Genomic DNA, 22,782 nt, shown 5'->3' on the forward strand with positions numbered 1-22,782 from the left:
AATCCTTATTTACCCTTCGCCTGATCCTGTTTTATGAGGATACGGATGGCTTCAATGGCAGTTCGAATGGCTTTGTCCGTGTCATGTTCGATTACATTTGTGAGTCCGGCCTTCTCACGTTCCTGGTTTGACATAACGAAAAGAACCGCGCCCACTCTTACCCTGAGATAGGCACCTACGGTAAAGATGGCAGCGGACTCCATTTCGGAGGCTTTGCAGCCAAGCTTAAGCCAGGAATACCATTTGTTCAGGAGCTCGTAATTAACGGGAAGATCCTCCGGTTTGTGCTGACCGTAGAAGGCATCCTTGCATTCCACAACTCCCACATGATGTTTGAAGCCCAGATTCTCTGCGGCAGTTTTAAGAGCAGAGGTCACTTCAAAATCCGGGACAGCGGGCCACTCGATGGGAGCATACTCTTTTGAAGTTCCCTCCATACGTATCGCGCCGCTGGCAATGACTACATCTCCGGACTCGACATTGAGATCCATGCCACCTGCGGTTCCTACGCGCAAAAAGGTATCAGCACCGCACATGCACAACTCTTCAAGGGCAATTGAAGCGGAAGGACCGCCGATGCCCGTTGAGGTAACGGACACAGGAACTCCGTCGAGAGTTCCCGTGTAGGTAACATATTCACGGTTATCCGCTACGAATTCCGGATTATCAAAATACTTCGCAATCTTTTCACAGCGTTTAGGGTCACCGGGAAGCAGGACATATCGTCCTACCTGCCCCGGTGCAACGCCAATATGATACATGGTTTTGTCTTCTGAATAATTAATCATAATAATCCCCATTCCGCCGTTTTGAGTTGGCGGCACAAATAGTAATGAATGATTTTTTCACACTATGCAAGCTCCAATGCAATAAGCATCATGTTGTTAAAGGACTTTTCACGCTCATCTGCGGTAAGCTCACCGGACTTGAAAAGATGATCGGAAATGGTAAGTATGGTAAGAGCATTCTTGTGTGCTGCGGCAGCATTCATGTAAAGACCGGCAGACTCCATCTCAACGGCAAGGCAGCCCATGTCTCTCCACCTTTCGTTTTTACCTTTTCTCTTGTCGTAGAATACATCTGAGGTTAAGACATTTCCAACGTGCACATCCACCTTCAGGTTTGCAGCGGCATCAACTGCCTTTGCGAGAAGACCGTAGGATGCGATAGGTGCAAAGGTTCCCGGAAGCTCAAACTGTGATACGTAGTTGGAATCCGTGCAGGCACCCATGGCGATGATGACATCATTGAGATTGAGGTCGTCCTGTAAACCTCCGGCAGAGCCGATACGGATAATGTTGTCTACGTCGTACATGTTGTAAAGCTCATAGCTGTAGATGCCGATGGAAGGCACGCCCATTCCGCCGCCCATGACGGAAACCCTCTTACCCTTGTAGGTTCCGGTGAAGCCCAGCATATTTCTTACTGTATTGAAGCATACGGGATTCTCAAGATAGGTTTCTGCGATGTACTTTGCGCGAAGGGGATCTCCCGGCATAAGGACAGTTTTTGCAATGTCTCCAAGATTTGCTTTGTTGTGCGGTGTTGGCATTTTTCATTTCCTCCTAGAATTTATGTGTCAGTCAGGGGCCCTGACTGGCCTTGGTTATATCCACCGTCCCCGGTGGATTTCTTTTATAGTTATTTTTACTGAAGCAGGTTTTCCGGTCCGAAGCTCTCAGGGAGCAGCTGGGCCAATGTATAAATTTTGTAGTCTTCCGTGCTCCTGGCAAGTATGATCTCGAAGGTGTCAGGATTGCAGAATTCCCTCATGACCTGCCGGCAGATGCCGCAGGGCGAGGCATACTGTAAAGGTTCACCCTCAAGTCCTCCTGTGATCACGATACGTTTGAAATCCTTTACTCCTTCACTTACAGCTTTAAAAAATGCTGTCCTTTCGGCACAGTTTGCTGCCCCGTAGCTGGAATTCTCCACGTTGCAGCCTCCGAAGATCCGGCCGTCGGAGCTTTGGAGTGCGGCCCCTACCCTGAAGTGAGAGTATGGGGCATAGGAAAAGTTTCGCATGTCCAGTGCCTTCTCTATAAGTGTTTTTAAGTCAATATCTGTCATATTTTTGCCTTTCCCGGATGTCCGGAATGTAAACTCGGTCCGGAATTTTCAAGGTCGAAAGCATTGATCCCGAAGTGCCTTTAATCATCAGTCTCAAGCCTGAAACCCAGAGGATATTTGCGGGGTTCCTTCTTGTTAAGTATCTCGGCACTTTCCGAAGCAGCCAGGCGGAAGTCCTGTCTGGTTATGAGGCGTCCGTCATTCTGGTCGATCTCAGCCCGGAGAAGAGTTTTTGACCAGGTCATGTCAAAAAGATTTCTTACATAACGGGCGTTGGTAAACTTGCCGGACTTTGTAACCTTTTCCGGAAGCTTGTCAAAATACTTAAGGATCTCTTCACGGAGTCCTTCCTCGAGACTGAACTTATTTCTGCGGACCATCCTGAGGAATATATCGCCGAGTTCCTTTCTGCTGAAGTCTTTGAACTCGATTTCACTGTACATTACCTTATCTATGTCAGGAACATCCTTACGTACTTTTTCAAGTTCTTCGAATGTGAGTGCAAGGATTACAACCAGATTCCTGTTGGCTTCCATTTCCGAGATAAGAGTTTCCAGCGCTTCCTTATGGAAGTCATATTCAGGTTTGTCGTTATCTTCATCAGTATCGTCAAAATCTTCGCTTTCCTCATCCAAATCGCCAACCATCTCTTTGATTTCCGGATATGGCTCATCTATGAAGAGTATGGAGTCCAGAGCATCTCTGCATATGCTGAGAGTTTTTGGAACGGTTTCTCCCGGGACTGTTCCCATGAGATCCTTCATGCTGTGCTCTATGATCTCGCCCTTTTTGAGAATGCCTTTCTCACGAAGGATATCGCCGAGAAGTCTCGCCACAACAGTTCTGCCTGTTCCGGGATTACCCACAAACCTTATATTGAGAGGCTGTTTCGTTTCCGACATTTCCTTAATGAGGATATTTAATTGTTCACGGACCTCCTCGGTGCCGATCATATCCACAAGCTCCTGCTCCGGAGTTGAGGTATCGTGGTGCTTTACTATAAGGTCGCCAATGTCTTTGCCGGTAATTTCCGTAAGGCTCTTTTCTTCTGTGTGCTTTTTATTTTCTGAAGCTTTGGATGACTTTTTCTTTTCATTCTTTGCATCCGGTTTATCCTTTTCTTCTTCCGTGATGCTCTGCTCCAGCTTCTTGAGAACCATTTCCTTAACTATCTTTCCTATGGTATTCATTCCATAGAAACGTCCATCGGACTTCTCTTCCGCTATACGTTTTCTGAATATGGTCAGAGCTTCCGGGGAAATGCTGTAGCCGTAATCCTCAAGCTGGGAAACCGCTGTTTCCTCAAGAAGCTTCTGGTTAAGAGGAGGAAGTGTTACCACTTCGACAGTAAAGATATCCCCTATTACATCCGCTACCTGATTAAGGATCTTCTTCTCAACGTAGGGTATCCTGAAAACATATCTGTACATATCCTTTTGTCCGTACAGGAACAGAAGGAAATCTCTGAACTCAGGATCGTCTATCTGTCCAACCCAGGCGCTGATATCTATGCAGTACATACTGGCCTCGGTCTGGACTATGAACTGCTTTGCCATGGTGGTGGGAAGACCTATGGATCTTCCGCAGGCAAGCTGTATCTCACAGCCGCCGTACTCTGACGGAAGCAGATTCTCATCACGCATGAGATCGAAAAACATTGAGACTCTGGCGTTAATGCCTATATCCTGCTCTGCCGAGAAAAGATAGGCTCTGTCCTCCAGGACATCAATGAACTCCTCTGTCTGAAGAGCCGGAGCGATGCGGTTCAGGCGTTCGCAAAGTGAAATGAGACTGTCACTTCCTTTAAGATTCTTTATTCTCTGAAAAGCCGGGGCGATGTCGCCGTCTTCCTTCTTGTTTCCGAAGGAGATGGGATCCTGTCCGAGCTTTTTCTCGGATTTTTTGGATTTTACATTATCCTGATCCTTGCCTTTTTTGGAAGGCTTACCCAGGGTGCCGGCGCCCTCTTCCCCTACTGTTACTATTTCTGTATCATCAGAGTCTTCGGAATCCTCCTTCGTGGATGTATCAGGAGCTGTCCTCATGCGTTTGCGGCTTGATGCCCCCTTTGCCTGTTCATGGCCGCTTTCTTTGCTGCCGCCTTCTTCGAAACCGGTAAGCTTCTCGGTATGGGATTCTTTGCCGGAAGATTTTCTCTTATGAGTGCCTCCGGATTCAGGTTCATTCTGCTCTGATTCATCATCTTCTTCGTCCTCATCACTGAGGGCGCTGATTCTGTAGTTGATTATGGCTTCCTGAACATCGTAATCCATCTCGAATCTGTTCTGGAGAATCTGTCTAAGGTAGTAAACCGCTTTCTCCTCGTCAAGAACATTTTCATCATAGATAAAGGTGGTTTTTGTGACTCCAAGGTACTGTACTTCCAGAGGAAGTTGTTCTGTCATGTCCTTGGCAATGATGTGTGAAGGAACACTCATGTCTTTTTCCGAAACAGCGGCAAGCCACTGCTCGTCAATAAAAACTGTTAATGCTCTCATAAAGCTCTCCTATAAACGCTTTTTTTCGCCGGCTAAATCTGAAATATAAATGCAGACCCTGTCGGATCTTATATATGCGTATATTTTTTATCTATTATCTCTGATGAGGGACGGTCAATAAACAGGCTTTATTCTCAGCCTATTTTTGAAAGCTGTCCTGCAATACTGCCATCGTAATTGTAATAAACGATTGTATTGTAATCAGAGAATAATAAATATGATTCCTGATCCTTTTGGTTTGATTTAAACATTATGATGCCGGGATGAGGAATATTCTTGCCGACGTAGGTGTAGGTGATTGTATCAAGGCCATCATCGTCCAGCAGAAGTACATTGAGCACGGTTTCGGAGGTTTCTGTAATCTCCATGGTATAGTATTTTGTCTTTGTGTTTTGGAACGTTATGGGACCGGAATATATTCCGGTGAAGCTGTTTCCGTGCAGCTGGGCAGCTCTCACTTTTGCCAGGTTTACAGCATTTTGATCACTGCTCATACGAACCATGACATGACCGTTAACTGTCCACCGACCAAGGGGATCCACTGTTAATCCATCCGGGGTGACGGTGTTGACAAGATAAGAATCGGAATTCAGGAAATAGTATCTTTCTGCCAGCCCGTTTCCTGTGGTGTCAGCCCACAGCCAGGCACCCTTTGCGTCTTCTATCTGCTGCAATGTCATTGTTGAAGCATCTATACCCCGGGCGTTTGGATTCATGGCGTAAGTGGGTTCACTCATTCCGGTATTTGCGATGGTTCCCTCTCCTATGATGGTATAGGCGAGGGATTCCGCGGGAAATGCGAGGAGCATGAAAAACGCCATCGAAAGCGCCTGCAGTTTAATTAAACGTTTAGATGTTGATGTCTTTTTATTCACTACACTTTTGGCAGTAATGTCCTTCGTATCAAACGGACTGTTAAAAGTTGAAGCTTTGAGGTTCATTGACTTTATGAAGTTTGATGTATTTGGATTTATCATAATAATATCCTTTCGTTGTCATGGACAGAAACCCACTTGCTTTAGCAGGTGGGAGGAGTCCTGTTCATATGCATCTCCTTCTGTTTTGACTGATTATCACGAACAAAATCTTATATATAATAATAGCATAGTTGAGTCGAAAATTTGACGTATTTTTTTTGCATATCCGGGATCAAAAGAAAAATTCTTTCATTACTTTCACAGTATAATACCCGGAGTCATATGGGAATCCGGGGGGACTTGGGCAGACATCATCGAGAAGTCCGATGTTAAGTACCGGAATAACAAGCTTGTCGTTTTTCTGAAATGGCGGAAAACCAGGAAAAAACAAAAACGGCAGAAGCCACGTAATTCCTGAGGGAATGGGGCTTCTGCCGTTTGTTTGATTTCTGAGGTTGATGGGACTTGAACCCACACGTCAGGGACACAGGAACCTAAATCCTGCGCGTCTGCCAATTCCGCCACAACCTCACGTTTGTGTATGATACAATCACCGTCTTATCTTAGCAAATGAGAGGCGGATTATCCAGTGTTTTTTGACCCGGTAATTTATTTTCAAAAAGAGCCGGGAACTCCGTCCCTCCTCTATTAACGCACTTTTGGGAGCTTTAATCTCTGAGTTTTATTTCGGCATAAAGCTGTCGGGAAATAAATAAAGGCGGGACATTTATGAAGGAATCAGCTCTTTCCTGCAGAGATTACTGTATTTATTTTCGAAGTCTTTGACGGAAACGGGCTTTGAGAAAAGGTAGCCCTGATAGACATCACATCCCATGGAATTAAGCATTGCAAACTGATTTGGTGTTTCTACACCCTCGGTTACGGTTCCTATGCCGAGACGTTTAGCCATAAAGATGATAGAATCCAGAATTATCTCTCCCCGGTCTTCGTTTGAAGATTTGCTGAGAAATCCCGTGTCGATCTTTATCACGTCGGCATTGATGTCTTTAAGCATATTCAGTGAAGAGTAACCGCTTCCGAAGTCATCGATCTCGATCAGAAATCCGGCCTTCTTAAGACGCATAATGAGATTGTTTACAACAGAGGGATTTTTTATGATAACGGATTCTGTTATCTCGAGGTGAAGCCTTGACGGATCTACATCATATTTATGTACAAGATCAGTTATGACCTTGAAAACATCCATGAGTTCCATATCTTTGGGGGATATATTGATGGAAATGTGGAGGTCTTTAAATTCTGTATGCTTCCACTCCCTGAGCTTACAGACAGCAAGCTCCCATATGTAACTGTCAAGCTTGCCGATAAGATCGGATTTTTCAAGAATAGGGATAAATGCATTTGGCGGAATGATGGTGTTGCTGTCTTTTCGCCATCGAACCAGAGCTTCCGCGCCTATCAGATCCCCGTAGGGATCCATCTGGGGCTGCAGGTAAATTCTGAATTCTCTGTGTTTCAAAGCGTAGTCAAAGTTTGCAATTATGGACTTTTCCGTAAGAGTCTTCTGCTCTGTGCAAGGCAGGTATTTTTCGCGGGTTTTTAATGTTGCGGCATTCCTTATTTTTTCAAAAAAATGATATAGAAAGGGATTTATAGCTATGTTTCCAAAGCTGAAATAAGCATAGTTGTTTAACATATATTTTTTTCCTTACTTTTATATTTGATTAAATTCTTGGGATTTGTTTTTTGACCGGATATTCAGAAGATATCGGGATTAAAAGAATTTTAAAATAAAAAAAACTTGATGAATCAATCATCAAGGAAAATACATAAGAGATGAGGCTGACGGGATTCGAACTCGCGACAACTTGATTAAAAGTCAAGTGCTCTACCGACTGAGCTACAGCCTCATGAACAGGGCCAGTTGGATTCGAACCAACGAATGCAGGCGTCAAAGGCCTGTGCCTTACCGCTTGGCGATAGCCCCACTTTAGCCTGCTGGCTAAGGGTGGGTACCGGAACTCGAATCCGGGATCTCCAGAACCACAATCTGGCGCGATAACCAACTACGCTATACCCACCATATTACGGTCGCTTAAGCGAACCAATGTAATTCTCTTTTAGAAAGAGAAATGAGCCAGAAGGGATTCGAACCCCCGACCCACGGCTTAGAAGGCCGTTGCTCTATCCAGCTGAGCTACTGACTCATTTTGTCGCTCGTTTCAAGCGACTCAGTTATTCTAGCGAATAGCTGATTGAATGTCAACACAAATTTTTGATTTTTTATTTTTATTTTACGAGGGCCCTTAGACCCTCGTAAAACCGTCATATCAGTGTGTAAGATCGTATGCTTCACGGCAAAGCTTTGCGATTCCGTCCCAATCCTTTGCTGCTACCATATCCTTCTTGCATACCCATGTTCCGCCAACGCTGATGATCTTGTCGAAACCGAGATACTCGTTAACATTATCAACACTTACTCCGCCTGTAGGCATGAACTTGAGCTGAGGGAATACGCTGGCAAGTGACTTGATGGTCTTAAGTCCGCCATAGTTTCCTGCAGGGAAGAACTTAACCATAGGAAGGTTGTATCTTAATGCGTTTGTGATATCTGTAGGAGTACATGTTCCCGGGCAGTATGCTACACCGTGTCCGATAGCGCACTGTGCAACTTCATCAGAGAATGAAGGTGCAACGATGAACTGAGCGCCTGCATTGATAGCACGTGTGCACTGCTCACGGTCAAGGATGGTTCCTGCACCGACAACAACATTTGGACACTCCTTAGCGATACGTGCGATGGCTTCTGCTGCGGCAGGTGTTCTGAAAGTAACCTCAGCCATAGGAAGCTTTCCGGCCTCAAGAGCCTTTGCAAGAGGAACTGCATCCTCAACATCATCGATAACTACTACAGGACAAACCTTGATCTCTGCAAGCTTAGCCATAAAATCTTGTTGTGTCATAACATATCTCCTTTATTTTCAATAAAAAAACTTATCATATGCGGTAATGCACGGGGGATTGGCATTACCTTGGTATACATATAATTGTAACCGCTTACATTTTTGTATTATATAGGATTATCGTCCGGCTTACAAGAGGGAATTTACTATATTTTTAAAGAATAAACATGTACCGGCGGGGACGGTTCTCTCCGGTGAGAACCGTCCCTGCCGGTGAGAACCGTCCCTGCCGGTACTGAGTGAAATAAAAAAGGAAACGCCGTAATAGCGTTTCCCATGATGGTTTTTGGTAATATCAGTGGAGCTTCAGGTAAACCTGGTGGTAAGTCAGCTCCCCTTCTTTGCTTACGTCCACTACCATATAGGACGGACGTCTGTCAGACTGTCTCGGGTAACTGATGGAACCCGGATTTATACAGGTTACGCCGTTGATCTCCCTGAGATAAGGTCTGTGAGTGTGACCGAACATTGCGATATCGCAGCCGCGGGCCCTGGCCTCCTCTGTAAGCTGAGTAAGGTCCATGCCGACTCCGTAGTAGTGCCCGTGGGTAAGGAAGCACTTGTGTTTGCCCAGAGTGATCACCTGCTCTCTCGGAAGTTCTGTAAAAAAGTCATTATTGCCCTGGACAAAGTAGCATTCAACACCGTCACCGGCATATTGCTTTATCATATGCTCGGTTCCCTCGGAGTCTCCGAGATGTATGAGATAATCAATCATTCCGAGTCTTTTCAGAACATCTTTGAGATTGTCATCCTTACGATGAGAATCGCTGACTATCAGGGCCGTCTGAAAGGGGCGGACAAGTCCGCTGCCCTCCTTTTTCTCAGGAAACGCACCGCTGTTAATTCCTTTTTCTTTGTCTTCTCCGATAACCCGCTTTAAAAGCTCTCGCATAGCTCTCAGGGCTTTCCCTCTGTGGGACATACTGTTTTTCTCCTCTGCCGTAAGTTCTGCGGAAGTTTTTCCGTATTCTGGAAGATACAGTATAGGGTCATATCCGAAACCATTGGTTCCTTTGGGCTCCTTTGCTATGAGACCCTCGAATTTTCCTTCTGTGTGAAAAACTCTTCCGTCGGCAAATACCGCGCAGATACTGCAGGCAAAGTGTGCTGCTCTCTCCTCCCCTTCTGCAAATCTCAGTTCATGGATGATACGTGCATTTTTTATATCATAGGAGGTGTCCTCTCCCAGGTATCTTGCGCTGTAGATGCCCGGCATACCCAGCATGTAATTTACACATAATCCGGAGTCGTCGGACATGATAATGTCATCGTCCTCCAGCATGCCATGGGCCAGCATATAGCTTCTGATCCCGGAAGCCTTAAGCTCAGCATTCTCGGCAAAGGTCTTGCCGGTTTCGACGGGCTCAAAGTCGATTCCCAGCTCGCTCTTTGCAACGATATCCTCAGTTACATCCCCAAGAATCTGCCGGATCTCTTTCATTTTGTTTTTGTTATGGGTGGCAAAAATAATACGCATAATGTCTACTTTCTTTTTCTGTGAGTTTACTGCAGCTTTTGAATCCGGGACCCTTCAGGGAATCCGATAAAGTGGTTCCCCACTTTATGAAATGTCTGCACTTATGTGTACAGTATAAAGGGTGAATTCGCTGCAGCAAAATATAAATATTTTTTCAATAAGTAATCATACCGCAGATACAGCCTAAGATGAAAGTCTTATTTGCTTTTGGAGCTATTATAAATAGTGTCGAAGTGAGGATTCCAATAACACAGCAACACAGGGGAAGGCTCTCGCTGTCGAAAACCTTCCCCTGTGGCACTTTATGGTATTCTATTATCCGAGATATTTAACAAGTGTGGCTCTTACTGCACCGGCACCTGCAATTTCTTCTTTGAAAAGCTCTTCGATTCTCTCTCCGAGACCTACTGAATAGAGGTCTGAGCCAAAGATGTTGACATTGGAAAGAATCGGCTTTAACTTGTCGCCTACAGTCTCAGGCTTTCCGAGCTCGATTCCGCGGAGCGCCTCTGTAAGTGAATCAAGCATAGGATCTGAGGAACGTTCAAATGCTTCGCCCTTATCATTAACACCGAGAAGATATCTGAGCCAGCCGGCAATGGCAAGAGGTATAGCCTCGAGCTTCTTTGCATCGCCGTACTTTCCAACATAGCTCTTTATGGTCTCGCCGTAACGGATACCAACCTTCTGTGAGGTATCGGTTGCGATACGCTGAGGTGTATCAGGCATGAATGGGTTAGGGATACGCTCGTTGATGACTTCATTTACAAATGCCTCGGGGGAAAGGATGCCCGGATCTGTAACTACAGGCATTCCCTCAACAGGTCCGATGCGGTGTACAAGCTCCTTGAGCTCCTTATCCTTCATTTCGTCTGCGATAAGATCATATCCGAGAACACAGCCATAAACCGCAAGTGCCGTGTGAAGCGGGTTAAGGCAGGTTGTTACCTTCATTCTCTCCACCTTATTAACGGTGTCACGGTCTGTCATATAAACGCCGGCTTTCTCAAGTGCGGGACGTCCGTTAGGGAATTTGTCCTCGATAACCAGATACTGAGGGCCTTCTGCATTAACAAAAGGTGCAATGTAGGTGCGCTTTGAGGTGATAACAGGCGCCATGTTTTCGATGCCAAGTTTCTCAAGTTCAGCCTCAACAGATTCTGCAGGCCTCGGAGTGATCTTGTCGATCATGGACCAAGGGAAGGCTACGAACTTCTCATCCTTAAGGTAAGCGATGAAATCTGCAGGAACAAAACCCTTCTTCTCCCACTCTTCCGCCATTGTTACGATGGAACTCATAAGCTTCTCGCCGTTGTGTGAGCAGTTGTCGCAGCTTACGATGGCAACAGGATACTTTCCTGCCTTGAAACGCTCGAAAAGAAGTGCTGCAACGATGGCCATGGCTGCACCGGGCTTCTCGGGACCGTTGTCGATATCTGCCTGAACAAACGGGAAATATTCGCCGGAAGCATTCTTGAGAGCATAGCCTTTTTCTGTGATGGTAAAGCTTGCCATCTGGAAATCAGGGTTTGTAAATATTTCCTTGAGACGATTCCAGTCAGCAAGCACCTGAGACTGAGCCTTGATGGCTTCTGTAAGGGAACCGATAACCTGCTTCTCTGTTGAGCCGTCAGCCTTTAATGTTACGCCCAGTACAAGATTGTCGTAAGGATCATAGATTTTGTCCACTACGTCGAAGTCAAAGGTCTCTACACAGGTGATTCCCTTGTCAAGAGCACCTTCCTCAATAAGTTTGTCAGCGATTCCGCCGATGAAAATACGGAAGATGTTTCCTATTCCGAAGTGAACCCATACAGGGGACTTCTTTGTATTCTCTGCAACTTTTTCAATGTCATAGGCAGGGAGCTTTACGCCGGCCTTCTGCCATGCTTCTTTATCCTTTAATCCTTCAAGAGTTAAACGCATTTTAGTTTCCTCCAAGTCTCTTCTCGCTCTTCTCGATTGCTTCCCAAAGTCCCTGAATGTATGTAGCGCCGAGGGCTCTGTCATAGAGTCCGTATCCGGGCATTACACCGGGCTTGCCAACCTCATCCCAGATGTTTCTTCCGTGATCAGGTCTGATAGGTCCGTCGAAGCCTGTCTCATAAAGGGCACGAACGATCTCATACATGTCGAAGTTTCCGTCGCTGGAAATGTGGCATGCCTCCTGGAAATCGTAGTTCTCACGGGAAGTATCGTTGAATCTCAGGTTTCTTACGTGAGCGAAATGGATACGGCCCTTAAGTACACGGATCATGTGAGGAAGATCATTCTCAAGGTTTGTGCCGTATGAACCTGAGCAGAAGGTTACACCGTTATGTACATCGTCAACAGCTTTCATAAGACGAAGGATGTTCTCCTCTGAGTTGATGATTCTTGTGAGGCCGAATACTGACCATGCAGGGTCATCCGGGTGGATAGCCATCTTTATATCGTACTTGTTGCAAACAGGCATGATGGCTTTAAGGAAATATACAAGATTCTCAAAAAGCTTCTCGCCGTCAACATTCTTATACATTTCAAAAAGATCCTTAAGCTTGGCCATACGCTCAGGCTCCCAACCGGGAAGAACTGTACCCTGAGACATCTTCTCCATGGATGAAGCAAGGTCGTCCGGGTTGATGGCATCGATAGCCTTCTGGCTATAGGCAAGAACTGTTGATCCGTCAGGATTCTTACGTGCAAGCTCTGTTCTTGTCCAGTCAAATACAGGCATGAAATTGTAGCATACAAGGTGAATGTCTTCCTTGCCGAGATTCTCAAGAGTTTCGATGTAGTTTGCGATGTACTTGTCACGATCCTTGTCGCCAACCTTTATGGAATCACAAACGTTAACTGACTCGATTCCGCTGATGTGAAGACCGGAAGCCTCAACCTCTTCCTTTAATGCGTGGATTCTCTCTTGTGACCATACCTCGCCGGGAGTTGTGTCATAAAGTGTTGTGATAACACCTGTTACTCCGGGAATCTGTCTGATCTGCTGTAAGCTGATAGAATCGAACTTTGAACCATACCAACGAAATGTCATTTCCATAATGAAATTCTCCTTTTTGTATAATGCTTTGATAAGTGAGGAATTAAAACGGTCCTCAAAGTGTATACCAGTTTTTGATGATGCAATAGTAATCCTTTTCGGGAAAAATGTCAACAAAAAAATCATAATCAAATAATCGGTGTTTTATTGAAATACTTTAAAAAGTTAGCATAAATACTGCACCTGGAAAAGCCGGTGCCAGGTTTTTCGATAAATCTGCCATAGGTGCCTGAAGATTTGGTATAATAACGATTACAAATGTATACTACAACCGGAATTTAGCTTTCGGACTTGATTTAAATCCGGAATTGATTTATTTTTATCTTGTGATTGTATACAAGTTTGAGAGGGATATTATGAATACAGATAATAACATGGTTGAGACTCCCAAATTACCTGAGGAAATACACTATTATTTATGGAACCGGATTGCGACGCTGGAGCTTCGTCCCGGGGTGAAACTCAGTGAACTTGGTCTTGCCGAACAGTTCAACTGCAGCCGCATACCGGTGAGGGAAGCTGTCAGACGTCTTAATATAGAAGGCGCTCTTGAATCCCAGCCTCAAAGGGGCAGCTTTGTAAGTAAGATCAATCTTGATAAGGTCAGAAAAGTAAGATATCTAAGGGAAGTTCTTGAAACCAGAGTGGTTCTGGATGCTTTTGATGCCGGACTGCTGGATCCGCTGGTACCTCTTCTTCGTGGCATGATCAACGATCAGAAGACCATGATCTCCTTTAATGAAATGGAGAAACTTACTGAGGCGGATACACTGTTCCATGATTTCTTTTATCATTTGCAGCACAAAGAGTTTGTTCAGGAACATACCGGAAGATATGATATTCATTATATCAGAGCAAGACGCTTTGCACTCGGGGTTGAGAGAAGCGACGATCAGAAATATGATGACAGTATCAATATAGTTTCACAGCATGAACGAATTGTAGATGCTATTGAAAATCATGACAGACAGACACTGGAGGATGAGCTGAGACATCATTTCAGAAACATTAACCATACTCTGGAAAAGGTGTCGGCAAATGAAGAATTTGAAGCTCTTTTTAAGCAATAATATGCCATAACCATCCTAAGCCTGTCTCAATGCTTTTGCCGGAATAAAACGGGATATCACGAACTTTGTACGGTTACGCTCAGAATTACTAATCCACACTTGTGCGCGGAATAAAAGCGGAATAGACTTTATGAAACGTCATAGTATATAAAAAATACGGATTATTTATCCTTTTTTATATCAAAATTGACCAATTATCAAAAAAATTGTATTATATAGAAGTTGGAGGTTTCGGAGCAGATATGATCCATTTCGGCTGGAACCTTTAAACACCTATAGTATAACGAGTAAGGAGAATTGGTCGGTAACTGACCGGAAAAGAGGTATGATCATGAAGAATTATTTCGATTTAAAGGGAAACGTTGCAATTGTTACAGGCTGCTCAACAGGACTTGGCGTTCAGATGGCAAAGGCACTTGCAAATCAGGGTTGTAATATAGTTCCCGTTGCCCGTCGTCAAGAGTTGATTGAAGATGTTGCAAAGGAACTCACAAAGGAATACGGCGTTGAAACATTTCCTGTAAGATGTGATATCACAGATACCAATATGGTTGAGGAGCTTGTTGATAAGGTTCTGGAGAAATTCGGAAAGATCGATATCGTTATCAACAACGCAGGTACAGGTGCTGTTGCTCCTGCTGAAGACATCACAGATGATCAGTTTGCCAATGAAGTAAACATTGACCTCTTTGGTTCTTTCAAGGTTGCACGTGCCGTTGCAAAGAAGGCAATGATCCCGGCAGGTTACGGACGTATCATAAATATCGCTTCCATGTATGGCCTTGTTGGCAACAAGATCGCACCTGCAAGCCCATATCATGCTGCAAAGGGCGGCGTTGTTAACCTTACCAGAGCACTTGCTGCTGAGTGGGGCAAGCATGGTATCACAGTTAATGCTATCTGCCCGGGTTATTTCTGGACACCGCTCACACAGGAGACTCTTGATTCCGAATGGTTTAAGGAGTACGCAAAGGGTGCTATCCCTATGGAGCGTTACGGTAAGGAAGGGGAGCTTGATTCAACAGCTATTTTCCTTGCATCACCTGCTTCAACATACGTTAACGGCGTTATGATTCCGGTTGACGGTGGTTATACATGTATCTGATGTAAATCAGTATTTCATAATGAGGGGCGGTCGCTTTAGATGAACTGCTGCCTTTCAAGCAGAAAAATATAAACTTACTGCCATCAGATGTTGAATCTGGTGGCAGTTTTTTGCTGCAGTCATAGATCCACCGGGGACGGTTCTCACCGGAGAGAACCGTCCCCGGTGGATTTCCTCTACCTGATTCAATCCTCATCTTCTATTGATTCAATATACTCGTTATACTCCTCTTCTGTCGCGAATCTGATCTTCTGTCCGTTAACTATCCCAACAAAACTGTAATTCTCGTAATACATTAAATTACCTCCCTGACTGGACTAATAAAATAAGTGGTTTTCTCCGATATATGAAATAAGTGGTCTGAAGAAAAGCATTTTTCTGAGCAGTTCACTTAAATTCCCGTGGAATCTTTTGTTATGGTCATATGATAAACTGCATGGGTGACAAAATTTTGCACATAGGAAGGCAAAGGAGTATAGAAAAGGTTATGAGTAAGGGTCGGGGACCATATATTTCATTACAGACAAAGTTTGCAGCGCTTATACTTGCCTGTACTTTATTTACTGCGTTTATCATCGGAGGTGTTGGTTTGGCATCTTCCGTGTCCATACTGGATGAGGATTCGGCCAGGATCATGGAGCTTACTGTCAGTGATGCTGCCAATTATCTCAATAATGCATTGGGAAATATGGCAGAATGCGTAGACGAAGGTTCTTTATATGCCTCAACAAATCTTATAAACATAGACAGCTTTAAAGATGCATACTACAGGGAGAGTTACCTTCTGAAGATGCGGAATGTATTGAATTTCCTGGTAGATAATGATAAATGGATCTACAGTTACTATCTGCAGCTGGATCCTGAAATCTGCAGCGGTGAAAATGCCTTTTGTTATCGGAAATCAGTTGCCGGCGGAACCTTCACTTTTGTGGATCCGGTTAATATTTCGGATTATAACGAGGATGATCCCAAGGTCAGCTGGTATTATCTTGCAAAAGAACAAAAAGTTGGTGTCTGGACAAATGTAAAATATGATCCTGAACTGGAAATAAACAAGATTTCATATATTGAGCCTCTGTTTAAAGGGGGAACATTTATAGGCGCCATAGGAATGGACATCGACTTTTCCGACATTATTGAGTATATAGACAATATACAGCCCTACGAAGGAAGCGCGACTTTCCTTTTAAGCAATAAAGGAACTATCATTTATCATAAGTTTCTGGAGACAGGAACGAATCTTGGGTCTATCAACAGTGACTTTACAAAGATCTCCCAGCAGATAAGAACCGAAAATAAGAATGATCATCTTATCACTTATGAGTACAGAGGTGAAACAAGAAAGCTTAACTGGAGAACACTGAACAATAATATGAAGCTGGTTCTCACTACTCCCCTTAAGTCGATTCTTGCAGCAAGAAGCAGGCTTACCACACGTATCGTGGCTGCTGCCCTGCTTATAAGTATGCTGTTTTTTGTGCTGACAATGAATCTGGTTTACCGGATCATCAGACCTATTCAAAAGTTGAGGATATCGGCCTCAAGGATCGCAGAGGGGGATCTGGAGGTTGATCTGTGTCCGGAGTCCAATGATGAGATCGGGGATCTGACCGTCAGCTTTTCCAAAAACGTAAAGGTTTTGAAGAGTTATGTTGAACAGATAAAAGGAATAGCCTACATTGATCCTCTGACCGGTGTTAAAAGCAAGGCTGCTTATGAGGAATATGTGGAAACAGTTAAAGATGTGATAAAAAACAGGAAAAAGGCATTAGCAATTGTTGTAATCGATATCAATAATCTGAAGCATATAAATGATGCTTACGGACATGCCATGGGGGATAAATATATCATAAACTGCTGCGGATGTTTTTCGGGAAAGTTTATCAACAGTCCAATGTTCCGTATAGGAGGGGATGAGTTCGTGGTATTTCTTTCGGAATCAAGAGACTATAACGAAAGGTATAATATAATTGAATATCTTGAAAATGAAATGAATTTCAGAGCCAAAGCTGATATTCCCGTAGAAGTAAAGGTTTCGGCTGCCTATGGCATAGCGGATTTCGATCCCGTTACTTCACCTGAGGGCATGACCTATGATCAGCTTTTCAATATGGCTGACGAAAATATGTATAAAAAGAAAAAAGAAATGAAAACTGAAAGAGCATAACTAAAAGGCATATAAGCGTTTGCTTATATGCCTGTGCTATATCTATTGATTATAGCACAGGGGTCCTTCTTGACGCATATGCAGTCGGATGATACGCTAATCGAGCAAATAAATATACGTAGAAGTTATTAGAAAAGTGGTTGTTATAATTTCCTGTTTTGCATAAAGAGCATTTGGGAGATAAACATTGAATTGTTTGATATGATAACCTGCCGAAGGAGTAAAACTCTCAGGAGTCTGTAACGGACGGAGACTAATAACGGAGTGAACTCTGGAGAAGCTCTTTTAGAGTGCCGAAGGTGCAAAGGCTCAGGATTATTCATTGATCCTGCCCCAATCTCTCAGGCAAAAGGACAGAGGGGTAATTAGAAATATTCGTGAACATGAATGCTTTCCGGATACATCCTGAATACAGTAATCGGATGCACGTAAGTTCATAAAAGCGGAAGTAAAGTATATTTACGAGTATTTTCATTTTCTTTGTACTCAGTACATTTTTTATGTCGAACTGTGTTGGTTTCGACGGGTTTATTCCTGTTACGTTTCTGTAATTGTTGTTTCCGTAGATTTTTGGTTTTACTAACCCGCATTGCCGGCTTTTCGGTTTTTGCTGTTTGACCGGTATTTTGTCATAGTTTTTATCTTCCGCTTATCTAAAGCTTCTTACAGCTCTAAGGGGGAGTATCACAGTGGATAACTTAAACAACATTATCGTTCTTTTGGATGACAAAATCTGGTTTGTTCTTTTGTTCCTTTTGATAGGAAACGGATTGTTTTTCTCCATTAGGACGGGGTTTGTTCAGATACGAAGATTTCCAAGCGCATGGAATCGGGTATTCGGAAACTTTTCACTTAAGGGTAATGCAAGTGAAAATGATGGTATGAGTTCATTTCAGGCCCTGGCAACAGCAATAGCAGCACAGGTAGGAACCGGAAATATAGCGGGATGTGCTACTGCCCTTGTAGGCGGAGGCCCGGGTGCCATCTTTTGGATGTGGCTGGCTGCATTTTTGGGTATGGCTACCATATACGGAGAAGCTGTTCTTGCCCAGAAGACAAAAACAAGAGATGAAAACGGCGAAGTCATCGGAGGCCCGGTTTACTACATTCAGGAAGCCTTTAAGGGAAGCTTCGGAAAGATGCTTGCAGTATCTTTCGCAGTCATGACTATCCTGTCACTTGGAATCATGGGCAACATGGTTCAGTCAAACTCCATCAGTGATGCATTCTTTACAGCCTTTGGAATTCCAAAGTGGGTGGTAGGTATCTTTGTAGCTATCATCTCAGCCTTTATCTTTGTTGGCGGTATCAGCCGTATCGCATCCTTTACCGAAAAGGTTGTTCCTTTTATGGCAGGACTTTATGTGGTTGCCGCTGTGATAATGCTTATCATAAATCACGCGAATGTTATCCCCGCAATCGTATCAATCTTCAGAGGTGCTTTCCAGCCTCAGGCCGTAGTTGGTGCCGGAGCCGGAATCGCTGTTCGTCAGGTTATGCGTCTCGGCGTTGCCCGCGGACTTTTCTCAAATGAAGCAGGTATGGGTTCAACTCCTCACGCACATGCACTTGCAATTGTTAACCGCCCTCAGGAGCAAGGTGAGGTTGCCATGGTAGGTGTATTCATTGACACATTTATCGTTCTTACACTTACAGCACTTGTTATCCTTTCTTCAGGTGTTCTCGGAACCGAAGTACTTTACGCAGGTGATATCACTGGTACTCCTGTTGCCCAGCTTGCATTTACTACAGGCTTTGGCGGATTCGGTCCGATGTTCGTAGCTATATGTCTTCTGTTCTTCGCCTTTTCAACCATCATCGGATGGTTCTTATTTGCAAGACAGAACATCACATTCCTTTTTGGAAAGAAGGCAATCATTCCATTTGCCGTTATCGATGTAGTATTTATCTTCGCAGGCTCCCTCCTGAAGGTTGACCTGGTTTGGAACATGCAGGACCTCTTTAACGGAGTCATGGTCATCCCCAACATCATCGGCCTCATCGCCCTTTCTGGCGAAGTCGCAAAGATGTCCCGCATGAATGCAAGTGATAAAAAGCAGGTGGAAAATAAAGTAGAGTAAAAGAATTTCATACCAAAAAGGTGCAATTCCCACAATTAATGTGGGAAGTTGAGTTAAAATGAAGTGTTTAAAACTGCCATCAGATATGAATCTGGTGGCAGTTTTAATTCATCCTATGTACGTCATCCTATAGACATCATCCTTCGGACATCATACTATGTACATCAACCTATGTACACCATCCTATGGATATCATTTAATTGACTTGTGCCATTCCTGGAGTGACATGATGCCGTCATCGCCGTTGTCCCGGACAAACTTGATGCCTTCGGCTGCGGCCTTTGCTGCGGCAACAGTGGTGATGTATGGAACCTTTGCCTTGATGGCGGTCTTACGGAGGTAGCTGTCATCATGGACGCTGTCCTTGCCGATAGGTGAATTGATCACCAGGTCAATGTTTCCATTGGTGATAAGGTCCATGATATTCGGACGGCCCTCGTAAAGCTTCTTAACCTTTTCTGCAGGGATACCTGCTTCGGTAATAAGCTTATGAGTGTTTTCGGTTGCAACGATGTTGAAGCCTGCTTCTGAGTAAAGCTCTGCAAGTTCCGCTGCGTAAGCGTGATCCTTGGTGTTAAGGGAAATAAGAACTGTGCCCTCGGAAGGGAGCTCTGCCTTGGCAGCTTCCTCCGCCTTTACGAAGGCTTCACCTGTGGTCTTCGCAAGTCCCAGAACCTCTCCGGTAGAACGCATCTCCGGTCCGAGGATAGGATCAACCTCAGGGAACATGTTGAACGGGAACACAGCTTCCTTTACGCCGTAATAAGGAATGTTCTTATCGGTTAATGCAGGCACCGGTGAAGGTCTTCCTGTTATTTCGCCAGTGATGATATCCACGGCGATAGGAACCATACTTATGCCACATACCTTTGAAACCAAAGGCACTGTTCTCGATGCTCTCGGGTTTGCCTCAATCACATAAACCTTTCCGTTTTCGATGGCGTACTGCATGTTCATAAGTCCAACAACATGCATCTCTTCCGCTATCTTTCTTGTATATTCCTTTATGGTCTCCAGATTATCCTCCGGAATGTGCTTTGAAGGCACTATGCATGCTGAGTCACCTGAATGTATACCCGCAAGCTCGATGTGCTCCATAACCGCCGGAACATAAGCATTGGTTCCGTCACTTATGGCATCAGCCTCGCACTCCATAGCATTGTTAAGGAAACGGTCAATGAGTATAGGCCTGTCCGGTGTAACACCGATGGCAGCATTCATATAGTCACGGAGACTTTCGTCGTCGTAAACCACTTCCATGCCGCGGCCGCCAAGTACGAAGGAAGGACGAACCATAACCGGGTATCCGATCTTGTGTGCGTTGTCCAATGCTTCCTCCACGGTTGTAGCCATTCCTGCTTCAGGCATCGGAATGCCAAGCTTATCCATCATTGCGCGGAAAAGATCGCGGTCCTCTGCAAGGTCGATGACTTCCGGAGTGGTTCCCAGTATCTTTACGCCGTTCTTCTTCAGGCTGTCTGCAAGATTAAGCGGTGTCTGTCCTCCGAACTGGGCAATGACACCAACAGGATTTTCCTTTCTGTAAATGCTGAGAACGTCCTCAAGGGTGAGGGGCTCGAAGTAAAGCTTGTCGGAGGTGTCATAGTCAGTGGAAACAGTCTCCGGGTTACAGTTTACTATGATGGTTTCAAAACCGAGCTTCTTAAGTGACTGTGCAGCGTGTACACAGCAGTAGTCGAACTCGATGCCCTGTCCGATACGGTTAGGTCCGCCGCCAAGGATCATAACCTTAGGACGATCGGAATTAACCTGGTCGTTATCCTGTCCGATGTAGGTGCTGTAGTAGTAAGAGCTGTCTTCTGTTCCGCTTACATGAACGGAATCCCAGTTTTCCGTAACGCCGATTGCTTCACGGCGGTTTCTGATATCGTCTTCGGAAACCTCCAGGATCTTCGCAAGATACTTATCTGAGAAGCCATCCTTTTTAGCCTGAGTGAGTGCCTCGTCGGAAGGAACATTACCCTTGTTTTTAAGAAGCTCCTCTTCTTCATCCACGAGCTCTTTCATCTGTTCGATGAAGTATTTCTTGACCTTTGTGAGCTCGAAGATCTCATCTACGGTTGCGCCTTTACGAAGGGCTTCATACATGATGAAATGCCTTTCGCTTGAAGGTGTGATGAGGAGTTTCAGGAGTTCATCCTTTGAAAGGTCGTTAAAATTCTTTACAAAGCCGAGACCGAAACGGTCCTTCTCGAGAGAACGGATAGCCTTCTGGAAAGCTTCTTTATAGTTCTTTCCGATGCTCATGACCTCGCCTACGGCACGCATCTGTGTGCCCAGCTTATCTTCAACACCCTTGAACTTTTCGAATGCCCAGCGGGCAAACTTAACTACCACGTAATCTCCGTCGGGGACGTATTTGTCGAGGGTTCCGTATTTTCCACAGGGAAGCTCACTCAGCGTGAGTCCGGTTGCAAGCTTTGCGGACACAAGGGCGATAGGGAAACCTGTGGCCTTTGAGGCAAGAGCCGAGGATCTGGAGGTTCTCGGATTGATCTCGATTACTACTATACGGTCTGAAACCGGATCGTGGGCGAACTGAACATTGGTACCGCCGATAACTCCGATATGCTCGACGATCTTGTAAGCCTGTCTCTGGAGCTCATCCTGCAGATCCTTTGAAATGGTAAGGAAAGGTGCCGTACAGAAGGAGTCACCGGTGTGAATGCCTACGGGGTCAACATTTTCAATGAAGCAGATGGTGATCATGTTGTTGTCTTTGTCACGGACAACCTCAAGCTCCAGTTCTTCCCATCCGAGGATTGACTCCTCTACCAGAACCTGGTGGATGAGACTGGCCTGAAGACCTCTTGCACAAACTGTCTTAAGCTCATCACGGTTGTAAACGAGACCGCCGCCTGCGCCGCCCATGGTATAGGCAGGACGAAGTACAACGGGGTAACCGAGCTCGTCAGCTATCTTCAGTGCTTCCTCTACGCTGTAAGCAACTTCACTTCTGGCCATTTCCACACCAAGCTTATTCATTGTCTCCTTGAACTCGATACGGTCCTCTCCGCGCTCGATGGCATCCACCTGTACGCCGATTACCTTAACGCCGTACTTATCCAAAATGCCTTCCTTATAAAGCTCTGAGCAGAGGTTGAGACCTGACTGACCGCCAAGATTCGGGAGCAATGCATCCGGGCGCTCCTTTGCGATGATCTGCTCCACTCTCTTTACATTCAGTGGCTCGATATATGTGATATCTGCCATCTCAGGGTCTGTCATGATGGTGGCAGGATTTGAGTTTACAAGAACGATTTCATATCCAAGGCTTCTAAGTGCTTTGCAGGCCTGGGTTCCTGAGTAGTCGAATTCACAGGCCTGTCCGATGACGATGGGACCTGAGCCTATGATAAGGATCTTGTGTATATCTGTTCTCTGTGGCATGTATATTCCTCCGTATAAATAAACA

At 44.9% G+C, this 22,782-nt stretch carries 15 protein-coding genes, 5 tRNA genes and 1 riboswitch; of the genes, 4 read left to right on the forward strand and 16 right to left on the reverse strand.

All coding sequences use genetic code 11. The features are described 5' to 3' along the window. Nucleotides 1–5 precede the first annotated feature (5 nt). From udp to uxuA, 15 genes are all read right to left on the reverse strand, one after another. Nucleotides 6–788 (reverse strand): uridine phosphorylase, encoded by a 783-nt coding sequence (gene udp / locus BLV86_RS05890; RefSeq protein ID WP_031553550.1) that lies wholly within the window; start codon nucleotides 786–788, stop codon nucleotides 6–8. A gap of 62 nt (nucleotides 789–850) precedes the next feature. After that, nucleotides 851–1,552, reverse strand: coding sequence for a purine-nucleoside phosphorylase (gene deoD / locus BLV86_RS05895; RefSeq protein WP_031553549.1), 702 nt, complete (start codon nucleotides 1,550–1,552; stop codon nucleotides 851–853). 95 nt (nucleotides 1,553–1,647) lie between these two features. Continuing rightward, the gene (locus tag BLV86_RS05900) at nucleotides 1,648–2,070 is read right to left on the reverse strand and encodes a cytidine deaminase (RefSeq protein ID WP_090815581.1); all 423 of its coding nucleotides are present in this window, start codon (nucleotides 2,068–2,070) and stop codon (nucleotides 1,648–1,650) included. An 80-nt stretch (nucleotides 2,071–2,150) separates the two neighbouring features. Beyond that, entirely contained in the window at nucleotides 2,151–4,568 is a 2,418-nt protein-coding gene (locus BLV86_RS05905; RefSeq protein WP_090815583.1) for an AAA family ATPase, read from the reverse strand. A 134-nt stretch (nucleotides 4,569–4,702) separates the two neighbouring features. Continuing rightward, a complete protein-coding gene (locus BLV86_RS05910; RefSeq protein ID WP_090815584.1) occupies nucleotides 4,703–5,545 on the reverse strand; it encodes a hypothetical protein in 843 nt (280 codons plus the stop codon). Nucleotides 5,546–5,935: 390 nt separating this feature from the next. Next, a tRNA-Leu gene (locus BLV86_RS05915) sits at nucleotides 5,936–6,016 on the reverse strand. A gap of 196 nt (nucleotides 6,017–6,212) precedes the next feature. Next, nucleotides 6,213–7,142: an EAL domain-containing protein gene (locus BLV86_RS05920; RefSeq protein ID WP_090815586.1), complete on the reverse strand. Its 930-nt coding sequence runs from the start codon at nucleotides 7,140–7,142 to the stop codon at nucleotides 6,213–6,215. 141 nt (nucleotides 7,143–7,283) lie between these two features. Next, a tRNA-Lys gene (locus BLV86_RS05925) sits at nucleotides 7,284–7,356 on the reverse strand. Between the two features lie 5 nt (nucleotides 7,357–7,361). After that, nucleotides 7,362–7,433: transfer RNA gene (locus BLV86_RS05930), tRNA-Gln, on the reverse strand. Between the two features lie 20 nt (nucleotides 7,434–7,453). Next, nucleotides 7,454–7,527: transfer RNA gene (locus BLV86_RS05935), tRNA-His, on the reverse strand. A 52-nt stretch (nucleotides 7,528–7,579) separates the two neighbouring features. After that, a tRNA-Arg gene (locus tag BLV86_RS05940) sits at nucleotides 7,580–7,653 on the reverse strand. Between the two features lie 123 nt (nucleotides 7,654–7,776). Next, the gene (locus tag BLV86_RS05945) at nucleotides 7,777–8,409 is read right to left on the reverse strand and encodes a bifunctional 4-hydroxy-2-oxoglutarate aldolase/2-dehydro-3-deoxy-phosphogluconate aldolase (protein ID WP_031553527.1); all 633 of its coding nucleotides are present in this window, start codon (nucleotides 8,407–8,409) and stop codon (nucleotides 7,777–7,779) included. A gap of 295 nt (nucleotides 8,410–8,704) precedes the next feature. Further along, complete coding sequence (rdgB, locus tag BLV86_RS05950; RefSeq protein WP_090815588.1) at nucleotides 8,705–9,889, reverse strand: RdgB/HAM1 family non-canonical purine NTP pyrophosphatase; 1,185 nt, start codon at nucleotides 9,887–9,889, stop codon at nucleotides 8,705–8,707. 315 nt (nucleotides 9,890–10,204) lie between these two features. Next, nucleotides 10,205–11,815, reverse strand: a complete 1,611-nt coding sequence (locus BLV86_RS05955; RefSeq protein ID WP_090815590.1) for a mannitol dehydrogenase family protein — start codon at nucleotides 11,813–11,815, stop codon at nucleotides 10,205–10,207. A 1-nt stretch (nucleotide 11,816) separates the two neighbouring features. Next, entirely contained in the window at nucleotides 11,817–12,923 is a 1,107-nt protein-coding gene (gene uxuA / locus BLV86_RS05960; protein ID WP_031553519.1) for a mannonate dehydratase, read from the reverse strand. 356 nt (nucleotides 12,924–13,279) lie between these two features. Here uxuA and BLV86_RS05965 point away from each other — a divergent pair, with 356 nt between their 5' ends. From BLV86_RS05965 to BLV86_RS05980, 4 genes are all read left to right on the forward strand, one after another. Then, on the forward strand, nucleotides 13,280–13,993 hold the full coding sequence (locus BLV86_RS05965; RefSeq protein WP_090815592.1) for a GntR family transcriptional regulator: 714 nt from the start codon (nucleotides 13,280–13,282) through the stop codon (nucleotides 13,991–13,993). Between the two features lie 331 nt (nucleotides 13,994–14,324). Beyond that, nucleotides 14,325–15,098, forward strand: a complete 774-nt coding sequence (locus tag BLV86_RS05970) for an SDR family NAD(P)-dependent oxidoreductase (RefSeq protein ID WP_175456450.1) — start codon at nucleotides 14,325–14,327, stop codon at nucleotides 15,096–15,098. A gap of 487 nt (nucleotides 15,099–15,585) precedes the next feature. Continuing rightward, complete coding sequence (locus BLV86_RS05975; RefSeq protein WP_175456451.1) at nucleotides 15,586–17,265, forward strand: sensor domain-containing diguanylate cyclase; 1,680 nt, start codon at nucleotides 15,586–15,588, stop codon at nucleotides 17,263–17,265. 261 nt (nucleotides 17,266–17,526) lie between these two features. Continuing rightward, nucleotides 17,527–17,632: riboswitch (glycine riboswitch) on the forward strand. Nucleotides 17,633–17,954: 322 nt separating this feature from the next. Continuing rightward, complete coding sequence (locus BLV86_RS05980) at nucleotides 17,955–19,346, forward strand: alanine/glycine:cation symporter family protein (RefSeq protein ID WP_090815598.1); 1,392 nt, start codon at nucleotides 17,955–17,957, stop codon at nucleotides 19,344–19,346. A gap of 192 nt (nucleotides 19,347–19,538) precedes the next feature. Here BLV86_RS05980 and carB read toward each other — a convergent pair whose 3' ends face one another. After that, complete coding sequence (gene carB, locus BLV86_RS05985; protein ID WP_090815600.1) at nucleotides 19,539–22,757, reverse strand: carbamoyl-phosphate synthase large subunit; 3,219 nt, start codon at nucleotides 22,755–22,757, stop codon at nucleotides 19,539–19,541. Between the last annotated feature and the right edge of the window lie 25 nt (nucleotides 22,758–22,782).

Source organism: Oribacterium sp. KHPX15 (genome assembly GCF_900107835.1).
In the GTDB taxonomy this organism is placed as follows: Bacteria; Bacillota; Clostridia; order Lachnospirales; family Lachnospiraceae; genus Oribacterium.